The following is a 26,155-nucleotide window of genomic DNA, read 5'->3' as shown; positions in this document are numbered from 1 at the left end:
CAGGCGTAACAACCGCGCCAGTTTTCGAAAAATTCCTGACGATTCCAATTGTGAAATCTGTCCCAAGATGGGAAAAAGCGCCCCGAAGATTTAGGTAATGGGTCGGCACACCACCACCCTGACATGTTCAATCAAAGGAGCCCGACCCCAAAGATGGCGGATCATTCGGACCCCAATGCGCCGTGGAAATCTGTTTCCGGTATCGGCACGTCAGCCATAACAGCACTTCTATTCGTGTTTTTCCTGCAATATCTGCCGGGCATCGCTGCTGGCGATCCTGTGCGCTGGGTGATCCCGTGGATCCCCAGTCTGGATGTCAATCTGACATTCTGGATTGATGGCCTTAGCCTGATGTTCGCGCTGCTGATCACCGGCATTGGCGCGATGGTCATGCTTTATGCTGCGAAATATCTGGCCGGTCATCCGCAATACGACCGTTTCGCGCTGTATCTGTTCAGTTTCATGCTGTCGATGCTGGGGCTGGTGCTGGCCGATAACCTGATTGCGCTGTTTGTATTCTGGGAATTGACGACCTTTACATCCTATCTGTTGATCGGCTTCTCGCACACAGACCCGAAATCGCGCCGCAACGCGCTACAGGCGCTTTTGCTTACAGCGGCGGGCGGGCTTGCGCTGCTGGCTGGATTCATCATGATCGGGATCACGCAGGGCACCTTCGAGATGTCGCAGATCAACGCGTCCGGCTCTCTGGTGGGGCAAGAATACTACACGCTGATCCTGTTCTTCGTGCTTGCGGGGGCCTTTACCAAGTCGGCGCAGGTGCCGTTCCATTTCTGGTTGCCCAATGCAATGGCCGCGCCCACGCCTGTATCGGCCTATCTGCACTCGGCCACGATGGTAAAGGCGGGTGTCTACCTGCTGGCGCGCACGCATCCGGCCTTGTCTGGTAGCGATCTGTGGATCTGGATTCTGTCGATTTTTGGCGCAGTGACAGCCGTCTTCGCCTCATTCATGGCGCTGCGCCAGACCGACCTGAAGCAGACGCTGGCCTATACGACTCTAATGGCACTTGGCACGCTGGTCATGTTCCTTGCTGGGTCCACCGGCTATGCAATCACGGCAGCCATGACCTTCCTACTGGTGCATTCGCTGTATAAGGCAGGCTTGTTCCTGACCATCGGCATCATTGACCACAGCACTGGAACGCGGGACGCAAATCTGCTGGGCGGTCTGGCCAAGGCCATGCCGATCACGGGTGCAGCGGCGGCACTTGCCGGGCTGGCAATGGCAGGAATTCCACCGTTTCTGGGCTTTATCGCCAAAGAGGTCGCCTATGCGGGCGCACTGGAAATGCGGCTGATGATCTTTGTTGTGCCTATGGCGCTGGTGGCCTTTGCGCTCATGTTCGCGGTGGCGGGCATTGTCGCCTACAAGCCATTCTACGGACCACAGGGAAAGTTGCCGCATACGCCGCATGAAGGGCCGTGGCCCATGCTGCTTGGGCCCGTGGTTCTGGGCGTTCTGGGCCTGCTCTTTGGCTTGCTACCGGGGCTTAGCGCCTATTACCTGATCGAGCCTGCCGTGGCCGCCGTTATGGGTGCGCCGGATACAGGTGGGCGGGTCAAGCTATGGGCCGGGTTCAACCTGCCCCTGCTTCTTAGCCTTGTGACCTTTGCCTTGGGCTTTGTCATCTATCTCAAGCATCAGGCACTGCGCGACCGCCTTGCGCGGATCGAAGCGCGCGGCCCTGATCTGGATGCGGGCTGGGATGTGTTTCTGGAGAAATTCATGGCATTGGCCAAGGGCCAGACCAAGCTTATCCAGACCGGGGTGTTGCGCCAGTATATGTTCGCAACATTCTCCGTGTTCGCGGCAACTGTTCTGGTCACGCTGCTTACGCGCAATGTCGGCGGGTTGACTCTTGGTTTTGCAGGTCTTGGCTTCATGGAATGGGGCGTCGCCGCACTGATTGTTGCAGGCACTGTGCTTGTATTGCTGACCTCGTCGCGTATCGTCGCGCTGGTTGCGCTTGGGGTGGTGGGCATCGGCGTGGCGCTGATATTCATCATGTATTCCGCGCCCGATGTGGCAATCACACAATTGCTGGTCGAATTGCTGGTGGTGGTATTGCTGGCGCTGGCTTTCCTGAAAATGCCCAACCTGGACCCAAGCGGCACCCAGAAGCACAGCTTTGCAAATGCCGCATTGGCAACGACAGTCGGGGTTTTGACAACAATCGTGCTGTTGCTTGTGGTTGATCAACCCTTTGACCGCCGCCTGACAGAATTCTTCGAGGCCGCAAGCTGGACCGAAGCCTTCGGGCGCAACATCGTCAATGTCATTCTTGTGGACTTCCGCACGCTGGATACGTTTGGCGAGATTGCGGTTGTCATCATTGCCGCGCTCGGGGCCTTTGTGCTGCTGAAAGGGGCTGCAAAAGCCCGCGCCGCAAAAGGAGAGAAAGAATGAACTCCATCATCTTCACCGCCGCCGCGCGACTGCTGGTGGCGCTTTTGTTCGTGTTCTCACTGTTCATGCTGCTGCGCGGGCACCACTTGCCCGGTGGCGGCTTTATCGGCGGGCTGATCGGGGCGGTGGCGTTCATCGTCTACTCACTGGCGGCAGGCCCCGCCGAAGCCCGCCTTGCGCTGCGCATCTCACCCGAAGTGATTGCTATGGTCGGGCTTGGCATTGCCTTGCTTGCTGGCTTGTTCTCGTTCTTCATGGGCGATCCCTTCTTTACCGGCCAATGGTACTGGGTGGGCGGCGACAGCTACGAGACGTCGGTCTTCTCGATCAACACAGTGCTGGTGTTTGATATCGGGGTCTATCTGGTGGTTCTGGGCGGCATCCTGTCGCTGACCTACGCATTCGAGGAGGAGACCTGAGATGGAAGCCCTCACTGCTATTGTTATCGGTGTTCTGACGGCTGGCTCGGTCTATCTGATGCTGGCGCGCAATTTCATGCGCTTTCTGTTCGGGCTGATCCTGCTGTCAAACGCGGTCAACCTGACAATCTTTGCCTCTGGTCGTATGACCAAGGGCGCGCCGGCATTGGTGCCTTACGGAGAAGATGCGCCTTTGGGGATTGTGGGCAACGCCCTGCCCCAGGCGCTTGTGCTGACAGCCATCGTGATCGGGTTCGGCCTGCTGGCCTTTACCCTTGCACTGGCCTTTGAAGGATATCGACGCATGAACACAGTCGATACAGACGAGATGCGGTTTGCAGAACCCAAGGAGGACGTGACGAAATGAGTTGGGTTCTGGTAATGCCCATCGCCGTGCCCTTTGTCACGGCGGTGGTGGCCTATCTTGCGCGTAACTATCCGGCAGGACGCTGGATTTCTTTAGCCGGGTCTGCCCTGTCGCTGGTTGCCTCGGCTGTGTTGATGGTTGCGGTCCTTAATGAAGGCGTGGTTGCGGCACAAATGTCGAACTGGAATGCGCCCTTCGGGATTACATTGGTAGCGGACTACCTGAGCGCGGTCATGGTCGTCATCACCGCCATAACCGGGCTTGCAACAGCCATCTATGCGCTTGGGGAAATCCCTGAAGAAACTGAATCGTTGGGCTTCTATGCCTTGTTTCAGGTTCTGATTGCAGGCGTAACAGGCGCATTCTTGACGGGCGACCTGTTCAACCTCTATGTCTGGTTCGAGGTGATGCTTATCGCCTCCTTCTCGCTGCTGGTGATTGGCGGCGGCAAGGAACGGTTGGATGCGGGTATCAAATATGTCGCGCTGAACCTCGTCTCGACGCTGGTTTTCCTGTCGGGCATCGGGCTTTTGTACGGGGTGACCGGAACGCTCAACATGGCCGATCTGCGCGAAGCAGTCGCCAATGCTGAAAATCAGGGGCTGATCACCGTAATCGCCATGATGTTCATGGTGGGTTTCGGGGTGAAAGCGGCGGTGTTTCCGCTATTCTTCTGGTTGCCGGCGTCCTACCACACGCCGTACTTCACCATATCTGCTGTCTTTGCCGGGTTGCTCACCAAGGTTGGTGTCTATGCGCTGATGCGCATGTTCACGCTTGTTTTTGTGGGCGATGTGGGGTTCACGCATGAAATCCTGATCTGGGTGTCGCTGCTGACAATGTTTACTGGCGTTATCGGCGCGGCGGCACAGTCGGATTTCCGCAAGATCCTGTCTTTCCACATCATCAGCCAGATTGGCTATATGACGCTGGGGCTGGCGCTGTTCACACCGCTGGCGCTGATGGGGGGCGTGTTCTATCTGGTGCACCACATCATCGTGAAGGCGAACCTGTTCTTTGTTGCTGGTCTGGCCAAACAGTATGCGGGCAGCACTGACCTTAACCGGATCGGGGGGCTTTACAAATCCGCCCCCTTGCTGGCGGCCTTGTTCATCATTCCCGCCTTTTCGCTTGCAGGCTTTCCGCCCTTGTCGGGCTTCTGGGCGAAATACCTTATCGTCAAGGCCGCACTGGAACTGGATGCGTGGTTCATTGCCTTCGTGTCGCTTCTAGTCGGTTTGCTGACGATCTTCTCAATGACCAAGATCTGGGGCATGGCCTTCTGGAAGCCGCATCCTGACGGGATCGACCCGACACCGGACCGCGCCCCTGCGCGCGTGACACTTGCCATGATGATCCCGATTATCGCCCTTGCGTCCATGACCATCGTGATCGGCTTCTACCCTGAGCCCTTTGTGCAATTTGCGCAAACAGCGGCCGAACAGTTGCTGGACCCAAGCGATTATGTCACCACTGTTCTGGGGGTGCAGCCATGAATGGGCTTCTTCTAAACCTGCTGCTGGCCTTTGCATGGGCGGCGATGACAGGCGATTTCAGCTTCATGTCCTTCGCCACTGGCGCAGTTCTTGGCTTTTTCGCACTGTGGATTTCGCAACCGCTGACGGGTATCGACGCGATGTATTTCAAGCGCTTCTGGCGCTCGGTTTATCTGGCGCTGTTCTTTATCTGGGAATTGCTGCTGTCATCGGTCAAGGTTGCATGGGATGTGATCCGCCCTGTGCCACAGAACAAGCCCGCATTGATCGAAGTGCCGCTGACAGTGAAATCGGATTTTGAAATCCTGCTGCTGACCAACCTTATCTCGTTGACCCCGGGCACCCTGAGTGTCGATGTCACCGAGGATCGCGAGACGCTGATCGTACATGCCATGTTCGGTGATGACGCCGAAGAAATCACACGCGATATCAAGACCGGGTTTGAGCGGCTGATTATGGGGGTATTCGAGAAATGACCGGTTCTGCTTTTCTCAACTTCGCCGCGCAACTGTCTTTGTTGCTCATCTTGCTTGGTATGGCAGTCGCATTCGTAAGGCTGGCCAAGGGGCCATCGCTGGCCGACCGGGTTGTCGCGCTGGATATGATGACGGTCACCATCATCTCGTTTTGCGGCGTTTATGCCGTGTTCATGGACGAGCCGTCATTTCTGGATGTCGCCATCGTTCTGGCACTTGTCGGCTTTCTTGCGACAGTCGCGCTGGCCCGCTATGCCGAACGCCGCTTTGAACTGGACGAAAGCCAGCAGAAACACGCCAAACAAGAGGAGCAGGAAACATGATTGATATTCTTGTTGGCCTCTTCCTGATCGCCGGTGCGGCATTCGTCTTGATTGCGGCCATCGGAATCGTGCGCCTGCCTGACCTTCTGACACGGATGCACGCCTCGACCAAAGCAGGAACTTTGGGCGCACTGCTTGTGCTGGTTGGCCTCGCCTTTCATGAAGGCTCTGGCGAGGTGCTCAGCAAGGTTGTGGCAACATCGCTGTTTTTGCTGCTCACCGCGCCGATTGCCGCGCATATGATTGGGCGCGCTCATGCACGGGTCATGCGCAAACTCAAGGCGAGCGAGCAGAAAGACAGCTAATCAAGCGTGCCTCAGGCTGCGGGGCGCGCATCATCCTGGGTATCGGGCGTAGTGTTGCGCATTTCATGTAACGTCTTGAAATGCGCAAGCTCTGCCTGCGTCCAGGCGGATATGTCCCATGTCTTGGCGCAGCGTCGCAAAGCTGCCATCCGGGAAGACGCTTCTTCCATATCCATCGTCAAGGCCTGATCCAGCGCCGCATCCATTGACGCGTTTGAGAAGGGATTGACCGGGATGGCCCCGTCCAGCAACACTGCACAGCCCGCGAATTCCGACAATATCAGCACGCCAGGTCGTGTCAGGTCTTGCGCGGCGCAGAGTTCGGACGCGACAAGATTCAACCCATCCGCAAGCGGTGTAATAGACGCGATATCTGCCGCCGCGTAATACGCCACCAACTGCGCCAGCGGTATCGCCTGAGAGATCAGCGCGACCGGCTGCCATTCCAGACTGCCGTAACTGCCGTTGATCCGCCCGGTCAGTGCCTCTATACGCTCCTGTATCTCGGCATAGGCGGTCATGTTACGATTGGCCCCGACAGAAACCAGCATCAGCCGAACCTTGCCATGCAGGTCCGGCCTGCGTTCCAGCAGGCGCGCGAAAGCCTCCAACTGCTCGATATTGCCCTTGGTGTAATCAGTCCGAGACACAGACAGGATCAGCTTGCAGTCCCCTATTTCCTGTCGGATCGCCGCATATCTCTCTCGCACTTCGGGGGTTTTTGAAAGGCGTTCGATATAGTCGAAATTCACCCCCACAGGCCGCGTGTGAATGCTGATCTGATTTCCGAAATATTCCAACGTCAGGGGCATACGGCGATCATTCAGCGCGCCCCCTGCTGCGGCGAGTGTGGTGGGTGTCGCACATTCCTCGACCAGTTGCGCCCCTGTCAGGCTGCGCACGACAGCCGCGAAATTCTGCGCATATCGTGGGATATGGAACCCGACAGAATCGCAAGCCAACAAACTGTCGATAATCTCGCCCCGCCACGGCAGGACATTGAACATATCCGGCCCTGGAAAAGGTGTGTGATGGAAAAAACAGATCGTGGCATTGGGTTTCAACTGTCGCAGATAGCCCGGCACCAACCACAGGTTATAATCATGAATCCAGATCACCGCGTCATCGGTTGCCTGCTCTGCGGCGGCTTCTGCAAAGGCCCAGTTGACCGACCGAAATGCAGGCCAGTCAACCGGATCGTAATTATACCGCTCCTTAAAACCATGCAGAATTGGCCAGAAGGCCACTTTCGAGGTGACATGATAGAAACTGCGCACCTGTTCAGCTGTCAAAGGCAGGCGGCTGACATCATAGGTGCCGTAGCTGTCGGTAATCTCGATCACCGGGTCAAAGCCCGGGGCAGACGTGTCTTCGGCCTCTTTCCACGCAACCCAGGCACCACGCTTTGCTTTTCCCAGAAAACCCTTTAGCGTTGGTACAATACCGTTCGGGCTGGAATGCTCCCGATATTCGACACCCGCGTCGGTTACGACCTCTTCATAGGGTTGACGGTGATACACAATGACAAGGTCAGATTTCATGTCCACTCCTCAGGGGTTTTGGGAAAAAGCGCATGTGCGCGAATGGCCTCCAGTATCCCTCCAGCACCTGGCGTGCGGCAGTGATAGGCCAAGGGCAGCTGGCGGGTCGCGTCCAGCAATTCCTGCTCTGCACCACCGACGACCGCGCCATGCAGGCCCGTCTGAAACATGGACAAGTCATTCAGCGTATCACCCGCAACCAGCACCCGCGCGCGCGGCAGCTTCAGATGATCAATCAACCGCAAAAGCGATGGCCCCTTGCTGACACCCTTGGGCAGAATATCGACAAAACACCCATGAGAGATCAGGACATCCACCTCTATCCCGTCCAGGACTTGCAAGGCGGCTGCGTCGAATCTTTCATCATATTGGTACGACAGGCGGTGACGGAAGGAAGTCGGTTGCATCCATAATCCGCGCACCCCCGCAAGCCGTGTGCGCACCAATTCGGCCATACCATGCCAGCGTCGCACGATCGGCGCTTCCAGTGCCGGGATGGGCTGCACAACGCCTTCATTGAACCGGGCGATTGTGGTGCCCACATCGCCGATGACGTATTCGGGTGCCGGCACCGCCCCATCTGCGCAAAGCTGGGATATGAATTCCGGGTCACGCCCGCTCACAAAGACAAGGCGCACTGCTGGATAATGGTCGCGCACCCAGTCATACAGCGAACGCCGATGCGCGACACTGCCACCTAGAAACGTCCCATCCAGATCGGTTGCGAGGACCATTTCGCATTCGGTCGCAAGTTTGGAAACTTCGTGCACGGTTTGCATATCTTACAGCTAGAGGCCACATGCACATTGGCCAAGTCGCAGGCGCGATAAGTCAGGAAAAAACTTTAAAACAAAAAAACCGCCCAAAAATTGGGCGGCCTCGTGTATTTTATACGCAGCGCGTAAAGGCGTTGGCGTTAGGCCAGCGCGATATTGCTCGCGGACTCGCGGCCATCGCGGCTTTTTTCCAGATCAAAAGTGACCTTCTGACCATCGTCCAGACCACGCAGACCAGCGCGCTCGACTGCGGAAATGTGAACAAATACGTCCTTGGATCCGCCTTCGGGCTGGATAAAGCCGTAACCCTTGGTGGCGTTAAACCATTTCACTGTGCCGTTGGCCATGTGAAAGCTCCTGTCATTATGCTGCCCACACTATGCGGCAGCCCGGCTCAGTCAGTGCAAGATCGAAGTGACTGCGGCCTCAGACGGAGAACAGTGGTCGATAGTGGTAACGTCGCGTTTATAGAATACGCGTTTTCTTATGAATTTGCAAGGGGCAACACATGTCAGAGCCTTGCAATCCGACAGGCCATATCCAGCATACGGCACGAAAACCCCCACTCATTATCATACCATCCCATCACACGCAGCATCCCCGCGGCTGTCATCTGTGTTTCTGGCAACGCCATCACAATACTTTCCGAACGTGCGCGAAGATCGCTTGAAACCAACGGCTTGTCAGTCCAGCCGATGACACCACCAGCCTCGCGCACTGCGTGATTAATCTCATCAACACACGCTGGTTTTGACAGGGTCACACAGAGATCCACCGCCGAGACAGAGGCCGTTGGAACACGAATTGCAGCACCAAGCAAACGCCCGCTCAATTCCGGCAAGACGCGCTCAACCAGCCGCTGCGCACTTGTCGTCGTTGGCACCATCGACAACGCCGCCGCGCGTGAGCGCGCGGGGTCACCGCGCGGCGCATCGACTGTCGGCTGGCTGCCAGTATAACAATGCACGGTTGTCATGAACCCGGTTTCAATCCCCCAGAGATCATTCAGCATCCGCGCAAGCGGTGCGAGCGCATTTGTTGTGCAGGACGCATTCGAAATAAGCTTGTGCCCGGCATCAAGCAGATGTTCGTTCGCACCAATCACCAGGGTTGCTTCGGCAGCGTCAGACGGGCCGGAAATCAACACTCGATCAGCCCCGGCACGCAATCCACGCCGGGCCACTTCCGTGCGGTCCGCGCGCCCGGTACACTCCATGACAAGATCGATGTCGGACAGGTCCAGATCCGACAAATCCGCTGCATGTGTCAGCCGCAGTCTGTGACCCGCCACGATCAACCTGTTCTGTTCCAGTTGAACGGCGCCCTGAAAAGGGCCGAATACACTGTCATATTCAAACAGATAGGCGCAGTCTTCGGGGCTGGCGATGTCATTTATCGCCACGATCTCCAACTCGGGCCAACGCCCTTGCAACCAGGCGCGAAGGACAGTCCGTCCGATACGGCCAAACCCGTTGATTGCAACGCGATGCATGATCTATCCCCCTGCGCCGATCCGTACATGCACATGGACCGATTTTCCAAGCATCCGCAAGGTCTTGCAGCACAAGATCTTTCCAACCACCGAAAAACCAAGTTTTTTGGTTGGTCTTTACTTTCCCGAGTATTTTTATCATATTTGCTTCAACCAGCCAGCGAATCAGCCAGCGTGACGCGAAACCCACCAACGGAGCCCCACCATGAACGCCATGACTTCGCCCTCACGCATTCAACCCTTCCCCGCCACACCGCCAGTCCATGATGCCTATACCCTTACGAAAGGTAGCGGCCATGCGCAAATCCTGCTTGATGGAAAGATATATCAGTTGCGCATCACACGCGCGGGCAAGCTGATCCTGACAAAGTAACCCAAAGCATTTTTGCGACCGGCTTGGTCCCCTTCGGCGCGGGCATCAGGTGACAGGTGCATCGCAGGTGCCATTGTCACGGCCCATCCCGCGCCCAGAGCCGCGCAGGCCCCGTTCAGTCAACTGCGGACTAACAGGGCGAGTTACTCCCGCAGGCCAGCAACATCCGTGCTATCGATTTGATGGCCGCCTTCAAGGACAAGAAAGACCTGTCCGGCATCGTTGCGCGCCTCCAGAATGCGCGAATATCCAAGCGCTGGCGCGGCGACAACTTTCTCGCCTCCCCGGAAACCTTCAATCTCGAAAGTGTAGTAGCCAGTGCGCGGCCCCCCCTCGCTCTGATGGGGCGCCTCGAAAAGGATCTCTCGTGCGCCGGGAGAGACGGCATAGCGCGCAGCTTCTTGCCCATCAGGGTCACGCAGCACCAGATCTGCGCGATCTGAACCTTGCATATCAGGGGGGATCAGGCGCAGGGACGATCCGTCAACAAATTGCGGCGCGGGGGTCAATGCATCCCGCCCAACCCAATTGGCCAACTCCGACAACCCAAGCCTTGTGGTAAGCTGTGTCAGCAGTTCATTGGTTCTGACCTGTTGCTCCACCCCCGAAAAGGTTGCGAGTTGAACCGCAAAATCAGAGGCCTCAATCGGCTCCAGTGGGTTTTGATTCTGGATTTGAGCAGTCAGCATGCGCAGGAAAGTCTGAAAATCACTTGAAATCTCAGAATTCTGCGCCTTTGGACTGGCAAGCCCGCCAGCCTCTGTCCTGCCCACCGAAGCAGGTTGCAAATGCATGTCCATCAAACAGATTGTTCCTTTCGTAACCAGACATCAGATCGGCCAGCCTGAAGCGGCCTTGGAAGTGTGCGCACGTCCATATCTCTGTACTTACTCCTGTTCTGCACTGCACCGGGAACGACCCGACCACTCCAAGCCGCTTGCAGAACAGAGGCGCGGCCAGAGAGTGGGGCCAATACCTTTCCAGTCTCAAATGCGAATATCCATGCCATTTTCTTCCAATCTGTAGTGAAGCTGTTCTACCGGGCCAGTTTCAAAGCTGTCTTCTGGCGAATTCGCATTGGCGGCTTCAAAAGTCTCATCATCCGAACCCTGCTGATGTGAAAATGTCATATCAAGTTGCTGGTATCCGATATCTGCCAAGGCCTTCTCGAAATCTGCCGAGAATTTGCGCATCAAATCCAGCGTCTCGACGCGTTCCGCGCTGATGATAACCTGAACCCCCGCATCCGTCGGGTTCATTGTTATGCGCACCCGGCCCAACTCAACCGGTGCAAGCTGTATCTGCAACATACGGGCGGAAGAGTTACGAATACCTTCCACAACTTGCGTCCAGACGACCGGCCCCAAACGGTCCGCGACCGGATTACGCACCCTTGCCGGAGCGACATTGCCGATGGCCGAATGCGCCGCCAAGCGCAGCGCATCATCACTGTTCGAATCGACAGGGATAATGGCTGGCATATCCGAACCCCCAGCCGCCATTGCGTCACCAATAGCGGGGTTTGGCACTATTGTCATGCTGCCCACACCCGCCTCAAGCATCCGCGCCACAAAGGCTACCCGTTCCACTGCCCCAGGATTGCTGTGGCCAGTCATTGCGCCCAAAGCCACATGTGGCTTTTCACGGGCGCTTGCCGCTTTGGCGGCTTCGGAGATAAGTGCCATTTCGCCCTGAACCCGCCGTGCGGGGATTTCCCCGAATTTTCGTTGACCTTTCGCAAGCACTTCACCTTGCATGGCACCGATATTTGAAACTCCCGCAACCGAACCTGCAACAGCATGCGCTTGGCCAAACTCAGGCTCTGCGCGCAATGCGCTGGGCGAGATGCCAGAATAGTTTACGCCACCCCCCACCGCCTCAGCGATGATCGCCTCGCCACTTGTCTCCAATCCGCCCGCTTCTGTCACAGTGCCACCAGCTTGAAGCTCAGCATTCTCAAACCCGGATGTCGAACCTGTCTCCATTTCCTGAAAAGACATTGCCGGGGCAGCGTCGGTTCCCGCATCCGTCCCCCCATCCACAAGGTCGTCTTGCGCCAGTTCAGCTGAATGCGCACGAATGTTGAGCGCGGGCATTTCGCAACCCTTGATCTGCGCCGCGCCCATCAGGAATGAAACCTGACCGCGCGCAACAGGATCATGCGCCCCTTTCCTTTGCACAGTTGCCGCCGAGTCGTTCTGGCACACCACATCATCTTCGGATGAGGGATGCGCATCTGATTCGGCCTCATCCCCTCTGATTTCCGCTTTCATTCCCTGCTGCGACCGCTGTTGCTGCGAACTCCGCGCATCGGCCGCACTATTCTGGCGCGCCTGGTCCCGCATGGCTTGCGCACGCTGCCGCGCACGCAAATATTCATGAAACGCGCTTTGGCTCTCATCCGGAAGCGCGCGGCCGCCCGCAGGCCGTGCCGGGCGCGTATCAGATCCAAACAGTTTGACGGCAAGCTTTTCAGACATCCGGGCTATGCACCTTTCTACATGCCCTCAATATCCACTCCATTGCTTACCAATTCTTTACCGGAATAGCGGATTCTCCGGTCATTGCGACATACCGGAGAGGAACATATGCATATCCCGCCAGAGACCCAAATGCTGCGGCCTCCGCCCGCCGCCCGTCCATCCGATCAGCCAACGCCGCAGATGAAGCAGGCCGCGCAAGAGTTTGAGGCCGCGATCCTGTCTGAACTGCTCAAGGCAGCTGGCGCAGGCCAAAGCAGAACAGAATTCGGTGGGGGAGAGGGGGAAGAACAGTTTGCATCCCTCCTGCTGGATGCGCAGGCCAAACAGATAGCCGCGGCTGGCGGAATCGGTTTTGCGGAAATGGCGCTGCGTGGCCTGATGGCGCAGCGCGGGCCAGAACAGGGGGCAACATGACACAGAACAGACAGATCGAGGATTTGCTGACTCTCCTGCATGAAGAGAGAGAGGCGCTGCTTGGCGGTGACTATGACCAACTCGAGCGGCTGGCCAATGCAAAGGAGCAAGCGGTCAAGGCCATTCAGGCGCAGTCCATGCCACGCGGCATTCTTGCGAACCTGCAAAAACGCCTTGAGCGGAACATGGCAATGCTGGGCGCAGCAGCCGAAGGGGTTCGTGATGCCCGTCAACGGCTGGCACAACTGCGATCGGGACATGAAACGCAAATGTATGACCGGCTTGGCGCATCAAGAACAATACGCCCCCCACGCCATGAATTGGAGCATAAAGCCTAACAACGCTTAACCAACTCCTCCGAAATCCGGGCCTGATTGATAAAAAAACATTGCCTGTTCAGCTTCTGTAAATCACTTGAAGGGACACTGGCACGTAACAGCAAGAACGCTGACGCCGCGATCTCAACAGACCGCAAGCACCTGCAGAATGCAGCTATCTGCACCTTTTAAAGGTGTTTTTTTAACTGTGTAAAATGCACAAACGAAAGGCAAACTTATGTCAAGCATTCTGACAAACTCCGGCGCAATGGTCGCTCTGCAAACTATGCGCGGGATCAACAAGGACATGGCGCAAACCCAAAGCGAAATCGCCACTGGTAAAAAAGTGGCAACCGCGCAGGACAACGCGTCGACCTGGGCAATCTCCAAGGTCATGGAATCCGATGTTGCCGGGTTCAAGGCTATTTCAGACAGCCTGGCCCTCGGCAAGGCAACTGTGGGCGTTGCCTCTGCTGCTGCCGAGCAGATCGTTGGCGAATTGAACGATATCAAGCAATTGATCATTTCCGCGCAGAGCGAGAATGTGGATCACGAAAAGATTCAGAACGACATCGCGGAACGCACCGCACAGATCAGCGCTATCATCGGCGGCGCGCAATTCAATGGTGCAAACCTGCTTGCAACAGATGTCGATGGCGCAGGCGCCGACAGCGTTGGCGTACTGGCATCGCTTGACCGTGTGGGCTCCGGGGATCCGGCAGCAACCAAAATTACGGTCAAGACTGTCGATTTTGAAGCAGATCTTGATCTGGAAACGAACCTGACCGAGATCACCAATGTAACTTCAGCTGCAACAGCACTGGACGAGATTGAAGGCTTCATCCAGACCGCAATTACCGGAGCCGCGGCACTGGGGGCCTCCGCCGCCCGGATCGACAGCCAGAGCCAGTTTGTCGCGAAACTGACTGACTCCATGAACGCCGGGATCGGTGCACTGGTCGATGCCGATATGGAAGCGGCATCAGCGCGGCTGCAGGCACTTCAGGTGCAGCAGCAGCTTGCAACGCAGTCGCTCTCGATTGCGAACCAGCAGCCGCAGAACATCCTCGCACTGTTCCGCTAAGTCACTTGACCAGAGCCCTGTAAAACGGGGCTCTGGTTCTCACCGGCATCAAATTTTCCGGAAAGGGTTACAGAATGAATGCCCATGCACTGGCCGTCGCCTCTTACGGCAATCCGACCACCGCGTTGAAAACCGCACGCTCGGCCGAATACGACGTTATCGCCCGCATCACATCGCGGCTTAGATGGGCTCTCGACGCCGGGGGCGCGGGATTCCCCGCCCTGGCCGAAGCCATGACAGAGAACCGCCGCCTCTGGACCGAATTCGCAATTGATCTGGCATCGCCTGAAAACCAGTTGCCCGAGGGGCTGAGAGTACAGCTACTGAACCTCGCACAATTTACAATGAAGCAGACCGATGCTGTCCTTGAAGGACGCGGCAGCGCGGATGTTCTGGTTGAAATCAACACCGCCATCATGCGCGGGCTTTCCGGCAAGGCAGATATCTCATGACGGGCCTTGTTATCCGGCTGGCGCCACATGAGCGCGTCTTATTGAACGGGGCCGTTATCGAGAACGGCGACCGGCGGACCAGCATTTCGATCAAGACCCCCAATGCCAATGTTCTGCGCCTGCGCGATGCCATTCACCCCGAACAGGCGAATACACCGGTAAAGCGAACATGTTACCTCGCCCAGCTTATCCTCTCCGGGGATAGCAGCGCCACAGACATTGCCCCCTCACTCATTCGATCCATTGAGCAGTTGAGTCAGGTTTTCAGCGATCAGGACAGTCGAAAAATCCTTGAGAGCGCCTCTGAAAACGCAATCAAAGGTGAATTCTATCAAAGTCTGAAGTTTCTGAGACTGCTTCTCCCGCGAGAGAAACGCCTTTTTGCAATCGGTGTGTCATGAGCTTTCAACCCGTCCTGCCAGTATCCGGCCTTGCTGGCTGGGCGTTCCTGAACCGCACCCGAGAGCGCCAGGAAGACAGCTTCAATGCCGCGCCTGCAATGCAACGCGATGTTGCCTATTTTCAGGAGAAGTTCCCCGGCATTCAAACCGCCGAGGAACTTGTTTCTGACCGAAGGCTGCTTCGCGTCACTCTGGGGGCTTTTGGCCTGCAAGATGATCTGGATAACCGCGCCTTCATTCGCCAGGTGATTGAGGGCGGGACCGAAGAGCGCACGGCCCTTGCCAACCGTCTGGCAGACAAACGCTACTTTGCACTATCAAGCGCCCTTGAACACCTCGCCGGGACAGGCGGCAAGGCAGCGCCAGATGACCTGATTGGTAAACTGACAGCAAGCTACCAAGGGCGCGCTTTCGAAGTCTCCGTCGGGGAACAGGATCAAACACTGCGACTGGCCCTTACCCTTCAGCGAGAGTTGCCCAAGCTTGCAGAGGACTTCTCGTCAGAAACATCGCGCTGGTATGCCGCGCTTGGCAATCCGCCCTTGCGAGAAATTCTTGAGACAGGTCTTGGCCTGCCCAAGGAATTTGGACGTTTGGATATTGACGATCAGGTCACGCGCATGCGTGCCGCATTGCAAAACCGCTTTGGCGTCAGCGATCTGCTGGAGATGTCGCAGCCAGAGAATCTGGAAAAGCTCACCCACAGATTTCTGATCATGTCGCAGCTGAATGACATGCAATCCGCGATGACATCCAGCAGCACCGCCCTGTTTTTATTGCAAAATGCCGCTGGTTTTCAGAGGTAACACCGCCGATCCCGCCAATCTGACGCGCCTGCGCTCCCAACATCGCGGCTTCAGGCAAAACCCAAGCGTATTTTCTCCGCACACAACTGCACGACGCAATGCGCCACAAGCGATCATTTACAGCGCGCAGACCATCGCAAAGCGCTACATTTGCAAGCTATCACCTTGCAGCACCCCCAGTCGGCCCTTGGAACAAGGTTATATTGCAAAGCTCTGCCATGTCGTGGGGCAATGGTTCCCTTGCCAGATCTGGCGGGTCACATGCTGACAGATCGCGCGCGCTGCGCAGTGCCAACAGCGCCCTCTCCGCTCATATCCAGCCAATCCCCGCAATGGTAGCGTTGCACAAGCTGGCCTGCATCATCCATCCTGATCAGATGCAGCCACCCATTGTCAAACAGCGCCTGCACCTGAGGGTATCGCCCTAGAATATCGCTGATCGCGCCCGCTGGCGCGCGGACAATGACGCTCAGCCGCAGCGGATCATGCATGGGACGCTGGCCATCATGCACGGATTGCCAGGCCAAGCCCGTGCGCGGCGCATGGCCGTTGCCTTCAAAAACGCCAAAGCCCCCAACCACATTATGCAGCGCCTTGTTTCCTGCCCCAAAAGCTTGCGGTGCCGTCACTGACCCGAAATATTGCAGGCTGATCCAGCTTGCGACAACGACAGGTGCTGTCAGGATCAGTTCCAGAACACCGAAGCCCTCGTCACGCGTCCAGTCATAGTCATGCAGGAAAGCCCGACCACCAAGGTCGCAGCCACGGCTGGCAGCGCGCGGGGCCGCCAGAAAGGCCGCGCAGCCTGCAAGCCCCCATTCAGGCCGGATTTCTGCCCAATCCAGCGCGCGGGCAGGCAAGTTACAGCCCCCCTGCCCTGCATGTGGCAAGCTCGCTGCACGCTCTGCCCGCGCCATGGCGCTGGCCTGATCGAGCCAGCGCCGGATCTCGGCCTCATTCCCCGAAAGGCCGCCAAACATAGTAACATTATCGGTGGTGGTGTCATGCAAGGCGCCCAGAAACCGGGTATCTTCGGGAATGCAGATTCCCTGATGCACCAGCAGTTGGCGCACGGCAGCGTCATTCAGCACCTCTGCGAGTGCGCGCGCGCTAACCTCGCCCGAGTGGCCGCCACAGGCCCCACATTGCAGTGCCGAATGATGCGGGTTGTTGGTCACATGCGCGCCATGCCCGACAAGCAATACGACGCGGGCAAACCCTTGCGTCAGCCCCATTGCGCGCAGCACCTTGCCAGCCAGTTCGGCGCGTTGCGCCGGGTCAAGCCCCGCAATTCTGGGTGCAGGTTCGGCAGCAGTCTGGCCATGCAGGCCCAGACTGTCACGAATGATCTTGCCAAGGTACAGCGGGCCCGTCGCCTCGACAAAGGCAAAGGAGGACACCGCCGCCAGTTTGAAACGCCCCCAGGCGCGCCAGGCCCGCGCAGTAATCTGTGCAACATGGCTGGTGCGCGGGTCTGTATCGGGGCTGCTATTGAGGGACGGCGTCAGCAGAACCGGAAGATGCGCGTCATGCCCGCAAGCGCCCAGCGGAATATGGGCCAATGGCAGCCCGAAAAAGCCCGCAAACCCCAGCGTCTGGATATCTGCATCGCAGCTTTCCAATGCGCGCCGGAACCGTTCAGAGCGAACATCAATGCAGAACGCCGCTTGCAGGCTTGGGCGTGCGGGCTGCACACTGCGCACGGGTTGCGACAGCTTTTGTTGCAACTCCCGCTGATGGGCCAGCTCGATGGCCAGTTGCAATGTCACATCAATTTCCAGGTCACGATCAGCGGTGGCCGGCCGGGCATGTTCGGCGACAACCTGTTGCCACTTGTCAGCGATCTGGTCGTGATATTGCGCCAATAACGCAGCATCCCAGATCATCCGCAAAGCCAGAAAATCGGTCACGGTATCATCGCTTTGCCCATCAAGTTCCGCCTGCCACAACTTCCAGCGCGCCACTTGCGACCAGCCGCCCAGTTCCAGCAGCCAACGATGCGCGGCACTCTCGGCGCCTGCTGCGCTCAGGCCCAGTTGCTCTGCGGCGCGTAGCAGCGCGAGTGGCGCCGTATCCGGCGCATCAGCCACCAGATTGCAAAAACCACGCAGCCCCATGATTTCGGGGGTCAGGTCCTGGCTGGCAAAAGCGCGCCACGCATCATAGGCGCTGCGCCCCTGAGGCGCGGGCCAGAGCGCCTGCCCCTGATCGAAGTAACCCGCCGCCCATGCCCCGATCCGGGCCGCGACAATCTCGGGCCAGTCACGTCCGCTGACGGAGGCGGCCAATTGTGCGACTGTGGGCAACGGGCGCGGGTCGGGCCGATCTGTCGCCAGCCCCTCTTCCAATGCCTCCAACGTAAGTCCGGGGCGCAGGTCCAGTGCGGCACACAGATCGTCGCGTATCATTTTTCCGCTGGCATATGCTCCGCGAAATGCCGCGCGCGGCAATGTCACCCGCACCCCGCCCGCGCGGGCAAGCTGCGCGCCAACTTGCGCCAAGTCTTCGGTGACATGGCCCAAATAGGGGTTCACCGCCACTGTTGCCGACAAGGGAAATGCGGGCGGGATCAGGCGTGCGGCGCGGCGTGCCGCCTCGATGATTGCAAGAAAGGGTGTATCAAGGCTGGCATGGGTTGGCAGCTTCACTGGATTGATCCTTTCGAAATATGTTTCAAGCGCGGCTGGCAGGCAGACGGCCCGTCAGTCGATCAATAAGCGGGGCGACATACAGACCATTGGCAAGGTGCACGCGCAAACCCTGCGCCGCCGGATGTCCAGCCCAAAGTGGAAACAGGGCCTGCGCCAGTGCAACCAGACCGAAGCTTGCCAGCACCAGCACCATCACCGCCCATTCCAGCGCATCGGGGGCCGTTGGTCCTGGCAATGTATCGGCCATCAACCAGTCAATACCCGCATGCAGCGTGAAATAGCTGGCCGAAGTGACCAGCGCGGCAACAGATGTCCGCTTGGTCAGGCTGGCCGGCGCGGCATCGGCAAGGCCCTGCGCGATCAGATATGCCACCCCGAAGATCAGGATTGCCCCAAGGGCAAAAGCCTGCGGCGGCTTGCCCGCCAGACCGAAAGCAAAGCCCACGGCGGCAAAGATGACCAGCGCAAGGCCAAAGGCGCGCGTCACATTGCGCACAGACGGCACCGCAACCGGGCCGGGGCGACGCGCGGCCGCCACATAGGCGATTGCGCTGCCGGAACTGAGGAAGGCATGCGCCTTATACAGCGAATGCGCCAGAATATGCAGCACTGCCAGTGCAAACAGTCCAAGTCCGATTTGCAACATCATGAAGCCCATCTGCGCAATGGTTGACCATGCAAGCGAGGTCTTGACCGCAGGTTGCGCCAGCATGGCCAGACTGCCGAACAAGGCCGTAAACCCACCCAGAAGCGCCAGCGTGGCCATGATCCCGGGGGCGGTCAGCAAGATATCCGCCATGCGGATCAGGACAAAGCCGCCTGCATTCACAATGCCCGCATGCAGCAGCGCCGAAACAGGGGTGGGCGCTTCCATCACCTCGGTCAGCCAGCCATGCAGTGGGAATTGCGCTGCTTTCAGCAGCCCCCCAAGCGCCAGCAGCCCTGCGCCCAAGACAGCCATCGGGCCAGCGGCAGTGGCATTCAGCGTTGCGATATCCGCGGTATCAAATGCCAGCACGAGAACCATGGTCGCCCCGATCAGCGCGATATCGCCTGCGCGGCTGGCCATGCGCATCCGCGCAGTGGCTTGTTGCGCACGGGGCCTATCGGGATAGGTCAGCAGCAATTTACCCAGCCCAATGCCAGCGCCGATAAAACCCATCACCAACTGACCAAGGTTGCCCGCACATACCAGCGCCGTCACAGCGGCCAGCGTCAGCAACAGCCAGCCCATAAAGGCGCCCTGATGCGGCTCTCCGTCAAGATAGGTGACTGAAAACCGCGTTATGACCCAGCCTAGCAAGGCCACCAGCATCAGCATGACAACCGAGAGAAGATCCAGCCTGACTGACAGGCCCAGTGTCGCCGCCCCCAGAACTGGCGTTGTTTGGGCCCCATAGATCCACAACACCAGCCCCGCACCCAGCGACAGGGCCAAAGCAGCAAGCGAGGCGAGCTCTGCCATGAACAAGGTCATGGTTGGCCGGAATTGTTGCCCCATCAGGCAGCCAAGTCCTGCCGCAATCAGGATCACTATGGATAGATAGGGTAGCAAGGCAGGCATCGCATCTCTCCCGTAAGTTTATTCGGGGTCAGTTAAAACAGATGCACCATTAGTAAAAATACATTGTTTGTTCTTTATCGTTCCAATAATTAGAATTATGGCCCTGCTGAATTACAAACACCTGCGCTACTTTCAAGCCGTCGCAAATGACGGCAACCTGACCCGTGCCGCACAGGCGCTGAACTTGTCGCAATCTGCGCTATCGACACAGATCAAGACCCTTGAAGACCGGCTGGGGCACAAGCTGTTTGACAGGGTCGGCCGGCAGCTTGTGCTGACCGAAGCCGGGCGCATCGCCCTTGATTATGCAGATGCCATTTTCAAGACAGGCGATGAACTTGCGGCAGTTCTGGCCGAAAGCGGCACAGAACGGCGCGCTGTGCGGGTGGGCGCATTGGCTACCCTGTCACGTAATTTTCAGCTCGATTTCCTGCGCCCGCTGATCGCGCGCCCTGATGTCGAGGTTATTCTGAGGTCAGGTTCTCAGGCCGAATTGCTGGGCGACTTGCAGGCCCTGCGCCTTGACATTGTTCTGACCAACACCCCACCCCCACGCGACAAGGCCGCCCCCTGGCTGTCACAGAAAATTTCTGAACAGCCTGTCAGCCTGATCGCTACACCGGGGCTATGCCTCGATGGCGAAGATCTGGCTGACCTGCTGGCACGCGAAGCACTGGTGCTACCGACACTGGAAACGGGCCTGCGCGCGGGCTTCGATCTATGGGCCAGCAAGCGAGGCTTGCGGCACCAGGTCGCAGCCGAAGTTGATGACATCGCAATGATGCGCCTGCTTGCGCGCGAAGGTGCCGGAATTGCCGTGCTGCCACCGATTGCCGTACGCGACGAACTCGCATCTGGTCTGCTGGTCGAAGTTTCTCAGATCGAGGGCTTGGCCGAGAGTTTTCATGCAATCACACTGACACGCCGGTTTCCCAACCCGTTGGTTGATGAATTGCTGCACGCGCAGAACTGATCGCGCGCCCTGCCGCTTTCACAAGGATTACACTTCAGGCAGGGCTTGACGCGCCCGCCCAGAGAGGGCAGTTGCAGCGCATGTTGCGCATCCAAGAAATCTCCTACTCCGTCGAAGGCCGTCCCTTGTTCGAGGCGGCCTCTGCAAATATTCCCGATGGGCACAAGATTGGCCTTGTCGGGCGCAATGGGACCGGCAAAACCACACTGTTCCGCCTGATCAGGGGCGAATTGACGCTCGATGGTGGCACGATCTCGCTCCCCTCTCGCGCGCGGATCGGCGGTGTCGCGCAAGAGGTGCCATCCTCCTCGACGTCCTTGATCGAAACAGTGCTGCAAGCAGATACTGAACGCGCCGCCCTGATGACCAAGGCCGAGACGGCGCAGGATGCCGGGGATATTGCCGCCATTCAGGCAAGGCTGGTCGATATAGACGCATGGTCAGCCGAAGGGCGCGCCAGCTCCATTCTGAAAGGGTTGGGCTTTGATACCGAAGCGCAGCAGCGCCCCTGTTCCGATTTCTCGGGCGGGTGGCGGATGCGTGTGGCGCTGGCCGGGGTATTGTTTGCGCAGCCCGACCTGCTGCTTCTGGACGAACCGACCAACTATCTGGACCTTGAAGGCGCGTTATGGCTGGAAACCTATCTGGCAAAATATCCGCATACCGTTATCATCATCAGCCATGATCGCGGATTGCTGAACCGTGCCGTGGACCACATTCTGCATCTCGACGACCGCAAACTGACGCTTTACGCGGGCGGTTATGACAATTTTGCCCGCACCCGCGCCGAGCAACGTGCCGTGCTGGCCGCCGAAGCCGCCAAGGTTGCAGCCCAGCGCGCGCATATGCAAAAATTCGTGGACCGCTTCCGCGCACAGGCCACCAAGGCACGTCAGGCGCAATCGCGGCTGAAGATGCTTGAAAAGCTGACCCCGATCACCCCACCCGCCGAAGCGGCGCGGCATGTCTTCACCTTTCCCGCCCCTGAGGAACTGTCCCCCCCCATCCTGCGGCTGGAAGGGGCATCGGTCGGATATGATGGCCCGCCTGTGTTGCGCAATCTTGATCTGCGCATAGATCAGGATGACCGCATCGCCCTGCTGGGCCGCAATGGCGAAGGCAAATCGACCCTTTCAAAACTGCTTGCTGAAAAGCTGGCGGGTGCAGGCACTGTCACGCGCGCGGCGAAACTGCGCGTGGGCTATTTCGCCCAACATCAGGTTGACGAGTTAGAACTGGACGAAACACCGCTGCAACATTTGCAGCGCGCCCGCCCGGGAGAGGCACCCCCAAGGCTGCGTGCGCGACTTGCGGGTTTCGGGCTGATGGCTGAACAGGCAGAAACCGTGGTCGCGCGGCTTTCAGGTGGGCAGAAGGCGCGACTATCGCTGCTTCTGGCTACACTTGACGCACCGCATATGCTGATCCTTGATGAACCGACCAACCATCTCGACATCGAAAGCCGCGAAGCGCTGGTTGAGGCACTGACCGCCTATACCGGGGCGGTCGTTCTGGTCAGCCATGACATGCATCTTCTGTCGCTGGTCGCAGACAGGCTTTGGCTGGTATCCAACGGCAAGGTTACGCCCTATGACGGCGATCTGGAAAGCTATCGCAATTTTTTGCTGTCCAGCACCACAAAACCTGTGCGAGAGAAGCCTGCATCAAAACCCAAACCGCGCGCCACACGGGACGAGGTGAGCGCGCTGCGCAGTGAATTGCGAAAATGCGAGGGGCGCATCAGCAAGCTGGAGGATATGCGAGACAAGCTGGCCAAAAAGTTGGCCGACCCGTCGCTGTATGACGACTCTCGCCTGAGCGAGTTGCAAGTCTGGCAGGCCAAATATGCCGAAGTCATGGAAGGGCTGGACCGGGCCGAGGCACTCTGGATGAAAGCGCAAGCCGCGCTGGATGACGCACAGGCCGAGTGATCTGGTACTGTTACCTGTCGCCAACTGCTGCCATCAGTGACATCCTTGGTGTTTGCAACCTGACATAAGATACCCGATGACTGCTTGGAGGGCGTTGCGGACGGTGGATGGTTTCGACAAGCCGCGCAGCGACGGGCCGCGGTGTGGCGATCCACGGTTGAATCTGTAGCGCTTTATGCTGCCCAAGTCCTTGAGAGATCTGATCTGAGTGCTGGGGGCAGCCAAATCGCCGTGCCGTGGGGGCGGCCCTTTGAGTCGCGGCGGCCTTCGGCCTTGATTCCGCGCAACTGATGCCCGCAAAGTCCCGCATCGCCCCTCTCGCGAAAACATTACATAGGGCGCGGGAACCATTCCTCAGGCGTTACCCCCTAGCCAATCATCATCTGCGCATCCCCTTTGCGATTGTAGTAGCGGCATAGCCGCTGCAAGGCGATGCGCAGAACGATTTTACCTGATCGTGCAGACCATCCCATCGCCTGCTCTGCGGCCTCGACCCCTTCCAGACGACAGCAACAGCGCAGCGCCATATCCCCCAGCCCCGGCCCCAGATCCCGCAACACATCCAGAATACGCTGACGGGCGGCTTTGGTCCCCGAAGGCGCAATGTTCGGCCCCGGCACCTTGCGGCGTTCCAGCACATCCATGAGGCCCTGCGCATCTTGCAGCGTCAACCCATCCAGTTGCGCCAAAACGAAATCTTCGCGCAACCGCTCGGCGACCTGCACAAGGTCCTGCTCCAGAAAAGGTCGCCCATTCTTGTCCCGCCGCCGCGCGAGGACTGTCACAGGGCTTTCTACGCCCCCATATCGCACACGTCTTGCCGGTTGGTTCTCTGGCGTCACAGCAGGTTCGAATGCAAGGCCATTTCTGTCGCAGTAGCGACGCAAGGCCAAGCGTCCGGAAGGGTTTATGACATAACTGACTACCCGCCCCTGCTTGCGGCAGGTTATCCAGTCATTCAAGGCCATGACTTCGGCCACACATCTATTCATGACCGATATGCGTTGCGCAATTCCATCGTTATCTTCGCATGTGATGACCGCTTTGGGCAAATCAGTCGCCACGATCAACAACGCTCCCTCAAGTGTCAGATGCCGCAGGTTCAGCATCGCGTCCTGTTCCAGTTGCGCATGGTCATGCGGCGCATCATCGTCGCGTGAATGGGGACTCATTGCTGTGCTATCCTTTTCCGGTAAGCGATCGGGCATATCGCGCAGCGCATGGTCAAGCCGGCGCAGCGCATCGTCCACCAGCGGATCATCTCGACGGTTTTCCAGATGGCGGACCTGCCGCAACACCGTCGAGGCATGGCACCCGTGATCTTTACCAAGTGCGCGCAATGACTTTCCCGCAGCCACATGGGATAGATACAATCTGACACCAACCGGAACCAAGTCTGACAAACTCTGAACGTGGTTTCGAACAAGTTCCCCTTCACTAAGACTCTGCGCAGCCATCTACACGCGCACCCCCTCAAATACACAACCTTTGATTGCCAAGGTTACCAGTTTGTTAACCAGCCTTTTGACACTCCCAGAATGGTTACAAATTCCTAAATCCAGTTGAATCGACCGCGCGGTGCTTTTGTTTTTCGCGCAACACCCCGAATGTCGTGCGATACTCCGAGGGCTATTTATTAAGGAACAGATATATGCATTTTGCGATTTCGACCTTGGACACGCTTATCCGCCCTCGCCTTTTGATTGTAGCGGCACGCCATGCATTGGGTGACTACAACCGCACCACCCGCCTTGCCCGATTGCTTGGATTGCCAATGGCGCAACAGCTTCCGGCACCACGCGTCGTCATGACCCGGTTGCTGGAGCGTGAACGGGTTCTTGAACATGCACGCCGCGCCCATGACGCCAGTTGGAGTGCGGCAGAACATGTTGCGATCATCACAGCGCTCCTGCACGAAGCCCTGCTTGACACACAGCAACCGCCCGAACAGGTCTAGGGGTTTGTGCCTTGTCTATGTGATGGACTAGGCCCGAATGTCGCGCTCTATATTGTCGGGTGCGGCCTGTGCCATCGCCTCCAGCGCCATGTCGATGACCTCCAGCCCGGCGGTGCGACGATGGGCATTTTCCGACAGCACCCGCCGCCAGTGGCGGGCACCCGGCTTACCCGCAAACAAGCCAAGCATATGCCTTGTGATCGAGGCGAGTTTCGTCCCCTCTGACAGCTCTCGCGCGATATAGGGCCGCATCGCCTCCAAGGCAGTGTGAACTGTTGCAACAGCGGGTTGGCCATAAATCTCTTCGTCAGCGCCCAAAAGCAGATCGGCAGGGCGTTGATATGCCGCGCGCCCAATCATGACACCATCCAGCCCTTGGTCCAGAAATGCCCTCGCCTGCGAAAGGGACGTGACACCGCCATTCAAGCTGATCCGCATGTGGGGAAAGCGCGCCTTCATCGCCAGAACCAGAGGGTAGTCCAACGGCGGGATTTCACGGTTGTCCTTGGGCGACAAGCCCTGCAACCACGCTTTTCGCGCATGGATGATCACATCCGTTATGCCTGCATTCACCAGCACCTCCAGAAAGCGCGGAAGCGTTTCTGTGGGGTCCTGGTCATCCACCCCTATGCGACATTTTACTGAAATACACGCCGGGCTTGCCGCGATCATTGCGGCACAAATCTCGCCCACAAGTTCAGGCTGCGTCATCAGAACGGCCCCGAAACACCCTGACTGCACACGATCAGACGGGCAGCCACAATTCAGGTTCACCTCCTGATACCCTGCATCCCAGCCTATGCGCGTGGCCTGTGCCAGTTCCTGAGGGTCCGACCCGCCAAGCTGCAACACCAGCGGGTTTTCGGCCGGGTCATGGCTTAACAGATGCAATGCGCCACCGCGCACCAATGCAGGCGCAGTCACCATCTCGGTGTAAAGCTGCGTATGTCGTGACAACTGACGGTGAAAATACCGGCAGTGTCGATCTGTCCAATCCATCATCGGCGCAACAGACAGCAGCGCAGCATTGGTGGTCACGTGCAATGGCATCAACTGGTCCTTTCTGCGTTCCGATATGCGCACTGGGCCTGCAATGCAAACACTATCGAGGCGACATTTTTCGC

Annotated in this window: 27 protein-coding genes; 17 read left to right on the top strand and 10 right to left on the bottom strand. The window is 58.1% G+C overall.

Annotated features, from left to right (window positions below; translation table 11 throughout):
• Window positions 1-153: 153 nt before the first annotated feature.
• Genes mbhE through mnhG form a run of 7 tightly spaced genes read left to right on the top strand, consistent with a single transcriptional unit; the run spans window position 154 to window position 5,816 of the window.
• A complete protein-coding gene (gene mbhE / locus EV660_RS12775) occupies window positions 154-2,430 on the top strand; it encodes a hydrogen gas-evolving membrane-bound hydrogenase subunit E (protein ID WP_071480368.1) in 2,277 nt (758 codons plus the stop codon).
• On the top strand, window positions 2,427-2,849 hold the full coding sequence (locus EV660_RS12770) for an MnhB domain-containing protein (RefSeq protein WP_071480367.1): 423 nt from the start codon (window positions 2,427-2,429) through the stop codon (window positions 2,847-2,849). Before mbhE ends, EV660_RS12770 begins: the two co-directional genes overlap by 4 nt.
• Window position 2,850: 1 nt before the next feature.
• Window positions 2,851-3,216, top strand: a complete 366-nt coding sequence (locus EV660_RS12765) for a Na+/H+ antiporter subunit C (RefSeq protein WP_071480366.1) — start codon at window positions 2,851-2,853, stop codon at window positions 3,214-3,216.
• On the top strand, window positions 3,213-4,712 hold the full coding sequence (locus EV660_RS12760) for a Na+/H+ antiporter subunit D (protein WP_071480365.1): 1,500 nt from the start codon (window positions 3,213-3,215) through the stop codon (window positions 4,710-4,712). The genes EV660_RS12765 and EV660_RS12760 overlap by 4 nt, the downstream gene beginning before the upstream one ends.
• Window positions 4,709-5,188, top strand: coding sequence for a Na+/H+ antiporter subunit E (locus EV660_RS12755; protein ID WP_071480364.1), 480 nt, complete (start codon window positions 4,709-4,711; stop codon window positions 5,186-5,188). Before EV660_RS12760 ends, EV660_RS12755 begins: the two co-directional genes overlap by 4 nt.
• Window positions 5,185-5,511 (top strand): MrpF/PhaF family protein, encoded by a 327-nt coding sequence (locus tag EV660_RS12750; RefSeq protein ID WP_071480363.1) that lies wholly within the window; start codon window positions 5,185-5,187, stop codon window positions 5,509-5,511. Before EV660_RS12755 ends, EV660_RS12750 begins: the two co-directional genes overlap by 4 nt.
• Complete coding sequence (gene mnhG, locus EV660_RS12745) at window positions 5,508-5,816, top strand: monovalent cation/H(+) antiporter subunit G (protein ID WP_071480362.1); 309 nt, start codon at window positions 5,508-5,510, stop codon at window positions 5,814-5,816. The genes EV660_RS12750 and mnhG overlap by 4 nt, the downstream gene beginning before the upstream one ends.
• A gap of 11 nt (window positions 5,817-5,827) precedes the next feature.
• Here mnhG and ggpS read toward each other — a convergent pair whose 3' ends face one another.
• The 4 genes from ggpS to EV660_RS12725 form a co-directional block, all read right to left on the bottom strand.
• Complete coding sequence (gene ggpS, locus EV660_RS12740) at window positions 5,828-7,357, bottom strand: glucosylglycerol-phosphate synthase (protein WP_071480361.1); 1,530 nt, start codon at window positions 7,355-7,357, stop codon at window positions 5,828-5,830.
• The gene (locus EV660_RS12735) at window positions 7,354-8,136 is read right to left on the bottom strand and encodes an HAD-IIB family hydrolase (protein ID WP_071480360.1); all 783 of its coding nucleotides are present in this window, start codon (window positions 8,134-8,136) and stop codon (window positions 7,354-7,356) included. The genes ggpS and EV660_RS12735 overlap by 4 nt, the downstream gene beginning before the upstream one ends.
• A 137-nt stretch (window positions 8,137-8,273) precedes the next feature.
• The gene (locus tag EV660_RS12730; RefSeq protein WP_071470477.1) at window positions 8,274-8,480 is read right to left on the bottom strand and encodes a cold-shock protein; all 207 of its coding nucleotides are present in this window, start codon (window positions 8,478-8,480) and stop codon (window positions 8,274-8,276) included.
• Between the two features lie 164 nt (window positions 8,481-8,644).
• Window positions 8,645-9,625 carry a type I glyceraldehyde-3-phosphate dehydrogenase gene (locus EV660_RS12725; protein WP_071480359.1) on the bottom strand — a complete coding sequence of 327 codons (981 nt, stop codon included), beginning with the start codon at window positions 9,623-9,625 and terminating at the stop codon, window positions 8,645-8,647.
• A gap of 205 nt (window positions 9,626-9,830) precedes the next feature.
• Here EV660_RS12725 and hemP point away from each other — a divergent pair, with 205 nt between their 5' ends.
• Complete coding sequence (gene hemP, locus EV660_RS12720; protein ID WP_084634812.1) at window positions 9,831-9,998, top strand: hemin uptake protein HemP; 168 nt, start codon at window positions 9,831-9,833, stop codon at window positions 9,996-9,998.
• A 143-nt stretch (window positions 9,999-10,141) separates the two neighbouring features.
• Here hemP and EV660_RS12715 read toward each other — a convergent pair whose 3' ends face one another.
• Window positions 10,142-10,798, bottom strand: coding sequence for a flagellar hook capping FlgD N-terminal domain-containing protein (locus EV660_RS12715; protein WP_071480357.1), 657 nt, complete (start codon window positions 10,796-10,798; stop codon window positions 10,142-10,144).
• A 186-nt stretch (window positions 10,799-10,984) separates the two neighbouring features.
• Window positions 10,985-12,271 (bottom strand): flagellar hook-length control protein FliK, encoded by a 1,287-nt coding sequence (fliK, locus tag EV660_RS12710; RefSeq protein WP_157798919.1) that lies wholly within the window; start codon window positions 12,269-12,271, stop codon window positions 10,985-10,987.
• Between the two features lie 339 nt (window positions 12,272-12,610).
• On the opposite strand from fliK, the gene EV660_RS12705 reads away from it, so the two are divergent.
• The 6 genes from EV660_RS12705 (at window position 12,611) to EV660_RS12680 (ending at window position 15,955) form a co-directional block, all read left to right on the top strand.
• Window positions 12,611-12,895 carry a rod-binding protein gene (locus EV660_RS12705; protein ID WP_100319250.1) on the top strand — a complete coding sequence of 95 codons (285 nt, stop codon included), beginning with the start codon at window positions 12,611-12,613 and terminating at the stop codon, window positions 12,893-12,895.
• Window positions 12,892-13,233, top strand: coding sequence for a hypothetical protein (locus EV660_RS12700; protein WP_071480354.1), 342 nt, complete (start codon window positions 12,892-12,894; stop codon window positions 13,231-13,233). Before EV660_RS12705 ends, EV660_RS12700 begins: the two co-directional genes overlap by 4 nt.
• A 217-nt stretch (window positions 13,234-13,450) precedes the next feature.
• Window positions 13,451-14,296, top strand: a complete 846-nt coding sequence (locus tag EV660_RS12695) for a flagellin N-terminal helical domain-containing protein (protein WP_071480353.1) — start codon at window positions 13,451-13,453, stop codon at window positions 14,294-14,296.
• A gap of 74 nt (window positions 14,297-14,370) precedes the next feature.
• A complete protein-coding gene (gene flaF / locus EV660_RS12690) occupies window positions 14,371-14,748 on the top strand; it encodes a flagellar biosynthesis regulator FlaF (protein WP_071480352.1) in 378 nt (125 codons plus the stop codon).
• The gene (gene flbT / locus EV660_RS12685; RefSeq protein WP_071480351.1) at window positions 14,745-15,149 is read left to right on the top strand and encodes a flagellar biosynthesis repressor FlbT; all 405 of its coding nucleotides are present in this window, start codon (window positions 14,745-14,747) and stop codon (window positions 15,147-15,149) included. Before flaF ends, flbT begins: the two co-directional genes overlap by 4 nt.
• On the top strand, window positions 15,146-15,955 hold the full coding sequence (locus tag EV660_RS12680; RefSeq protein ID WP_071480350.1) for a DUF1217 domain-containing protein: 810 nt from the start codon (window positions 15,146-15,148) through the stop codon (window positions 15,953-15,955). Before flbT ends, EV660_RS12680 begins: the two co-directional genes overlap by 4 nt.
• A gap of 257 nt (window positions 15,956-16,212) precedes the next feature.
• Here EV660_RS12680 and EV660_RS12675 read toward each other — a convergent pair whose 3' ends face one another.
• On the bottom strand, window positions 16,213-18,603 hold the full coding sequence (locus tag EV660_RS12675) for a YbcC family protein (RefSeq protein WP_071480349.1): 2,391 nt from the start codon (window positions 18,601-18,603) through the stop codon (window positions 16,213-16,215).
• Between the two features lie 25 nt (window positions 18,604-18,628).
• Window positions 18,629-20,170 (bottom strand): proton-conducting transporter transmembrane domain-containing protein, encoded by a 1,542-nt coding sequence (locus tag EV660_RS12670; RefSeq protein WP_071480348.1) that lies wholly within the window; start codon window positions 20,168-20,170, stop codon window positions 18,629-18,631.
• Between the two features lie 97 nt (window positions 20,171-20,267).
• Between EV660_RS12670 and EV660_RS12665 the strand changes: the two genes are divergently transcribed.
• Complete coding sequence (locus EV660_RS12665; protein ID WP_071480347.1) at window positions 20,268-21,143, top strand: LysR family transcriptional regulator; 876 nt, start codon at window positions 20,268-20,270, stop codon at window positions 21,141-21,143.
• Between the two features lie 80 nt (window positions 21,144-21,223).
• Window positions 21,224-23,074, top strand: coding sequence for an ABC-F family ATP-binding cassette domain-containing protein (locus EV660_RS12660; RefSeq protein WP_071480346.1), 1,851 nt, complete (start codon window positions 21,224-21,226; stop codon window positions 23,072-23,074).
• A 368-nt stretch (window positions 23,075-23,442) separates the two neighbouring features.
• Here the strand turns inward: EV660_RS12660 and EV660_RS12655 are convergent, their stop codons facing one another.
• Complete coding sequence (locus EV660_RS12655) at window positions 23,443-24,432, bottom strand: DUF6456 domain-containing protein (RefSeq protein ID WP_244927321.1); 990 nt, start codon at window positions 24,430-24,432, stop codon at window positions 23,443-23,445.
• 293 nt (window positions 24,433-24,725) lie between these two features.
• Between EV660_RS12655 and EV660_RS12650 the strand changes: the two genes are divergently transcribed.
• Window positions 24,726-25,031 carry a DUF6477 family protein gene (locus EV660_RS12650; RefSeq protein ID WP_071480344.1) on the top strand — a complete coding sequence of 102 codons (306 nt, stop codon included), beginning with the start codon at window positions 24,726-24,728 and terminating at the stop codon, window positions 25,029-25,031.
• 27 nt (window positions 25,032-25,058) lie between these two features.
• On the opposite strand, the gene dusA is transcribed toward EV660_RS12650, so the two are convergent.
• Window positions 25,059-26,081, bottom strand: coding sequence for a tRNA dihydrouridine(20/20a) synthase DusA (gene dusA / locus EV660_RS12645; RefSeq protein ID WP_071482013.1), 1,023 nt, complete (start codon window positions 26,079-26,081; stop codon window positions 25,059-25,061).
• Between the last annotated feature and the right edge of the window lie 74 nt (window positions 26,082-26,155).

Source organism: Roseinatronobacter bogoriensis DSM 18756, assembly GCF_004366635.1.
Taxonomy (GTDB): Bacteria; Pseudomonadota; Alphaproteobacteria; order Rhodobacterales; family Rhodobacteraceae; genus Roseinatronobacter; species Roseinatronobacter bogoriensis.
This window is presented reverse-complemented; position numbering and strand designations above follow the sequence as displayed.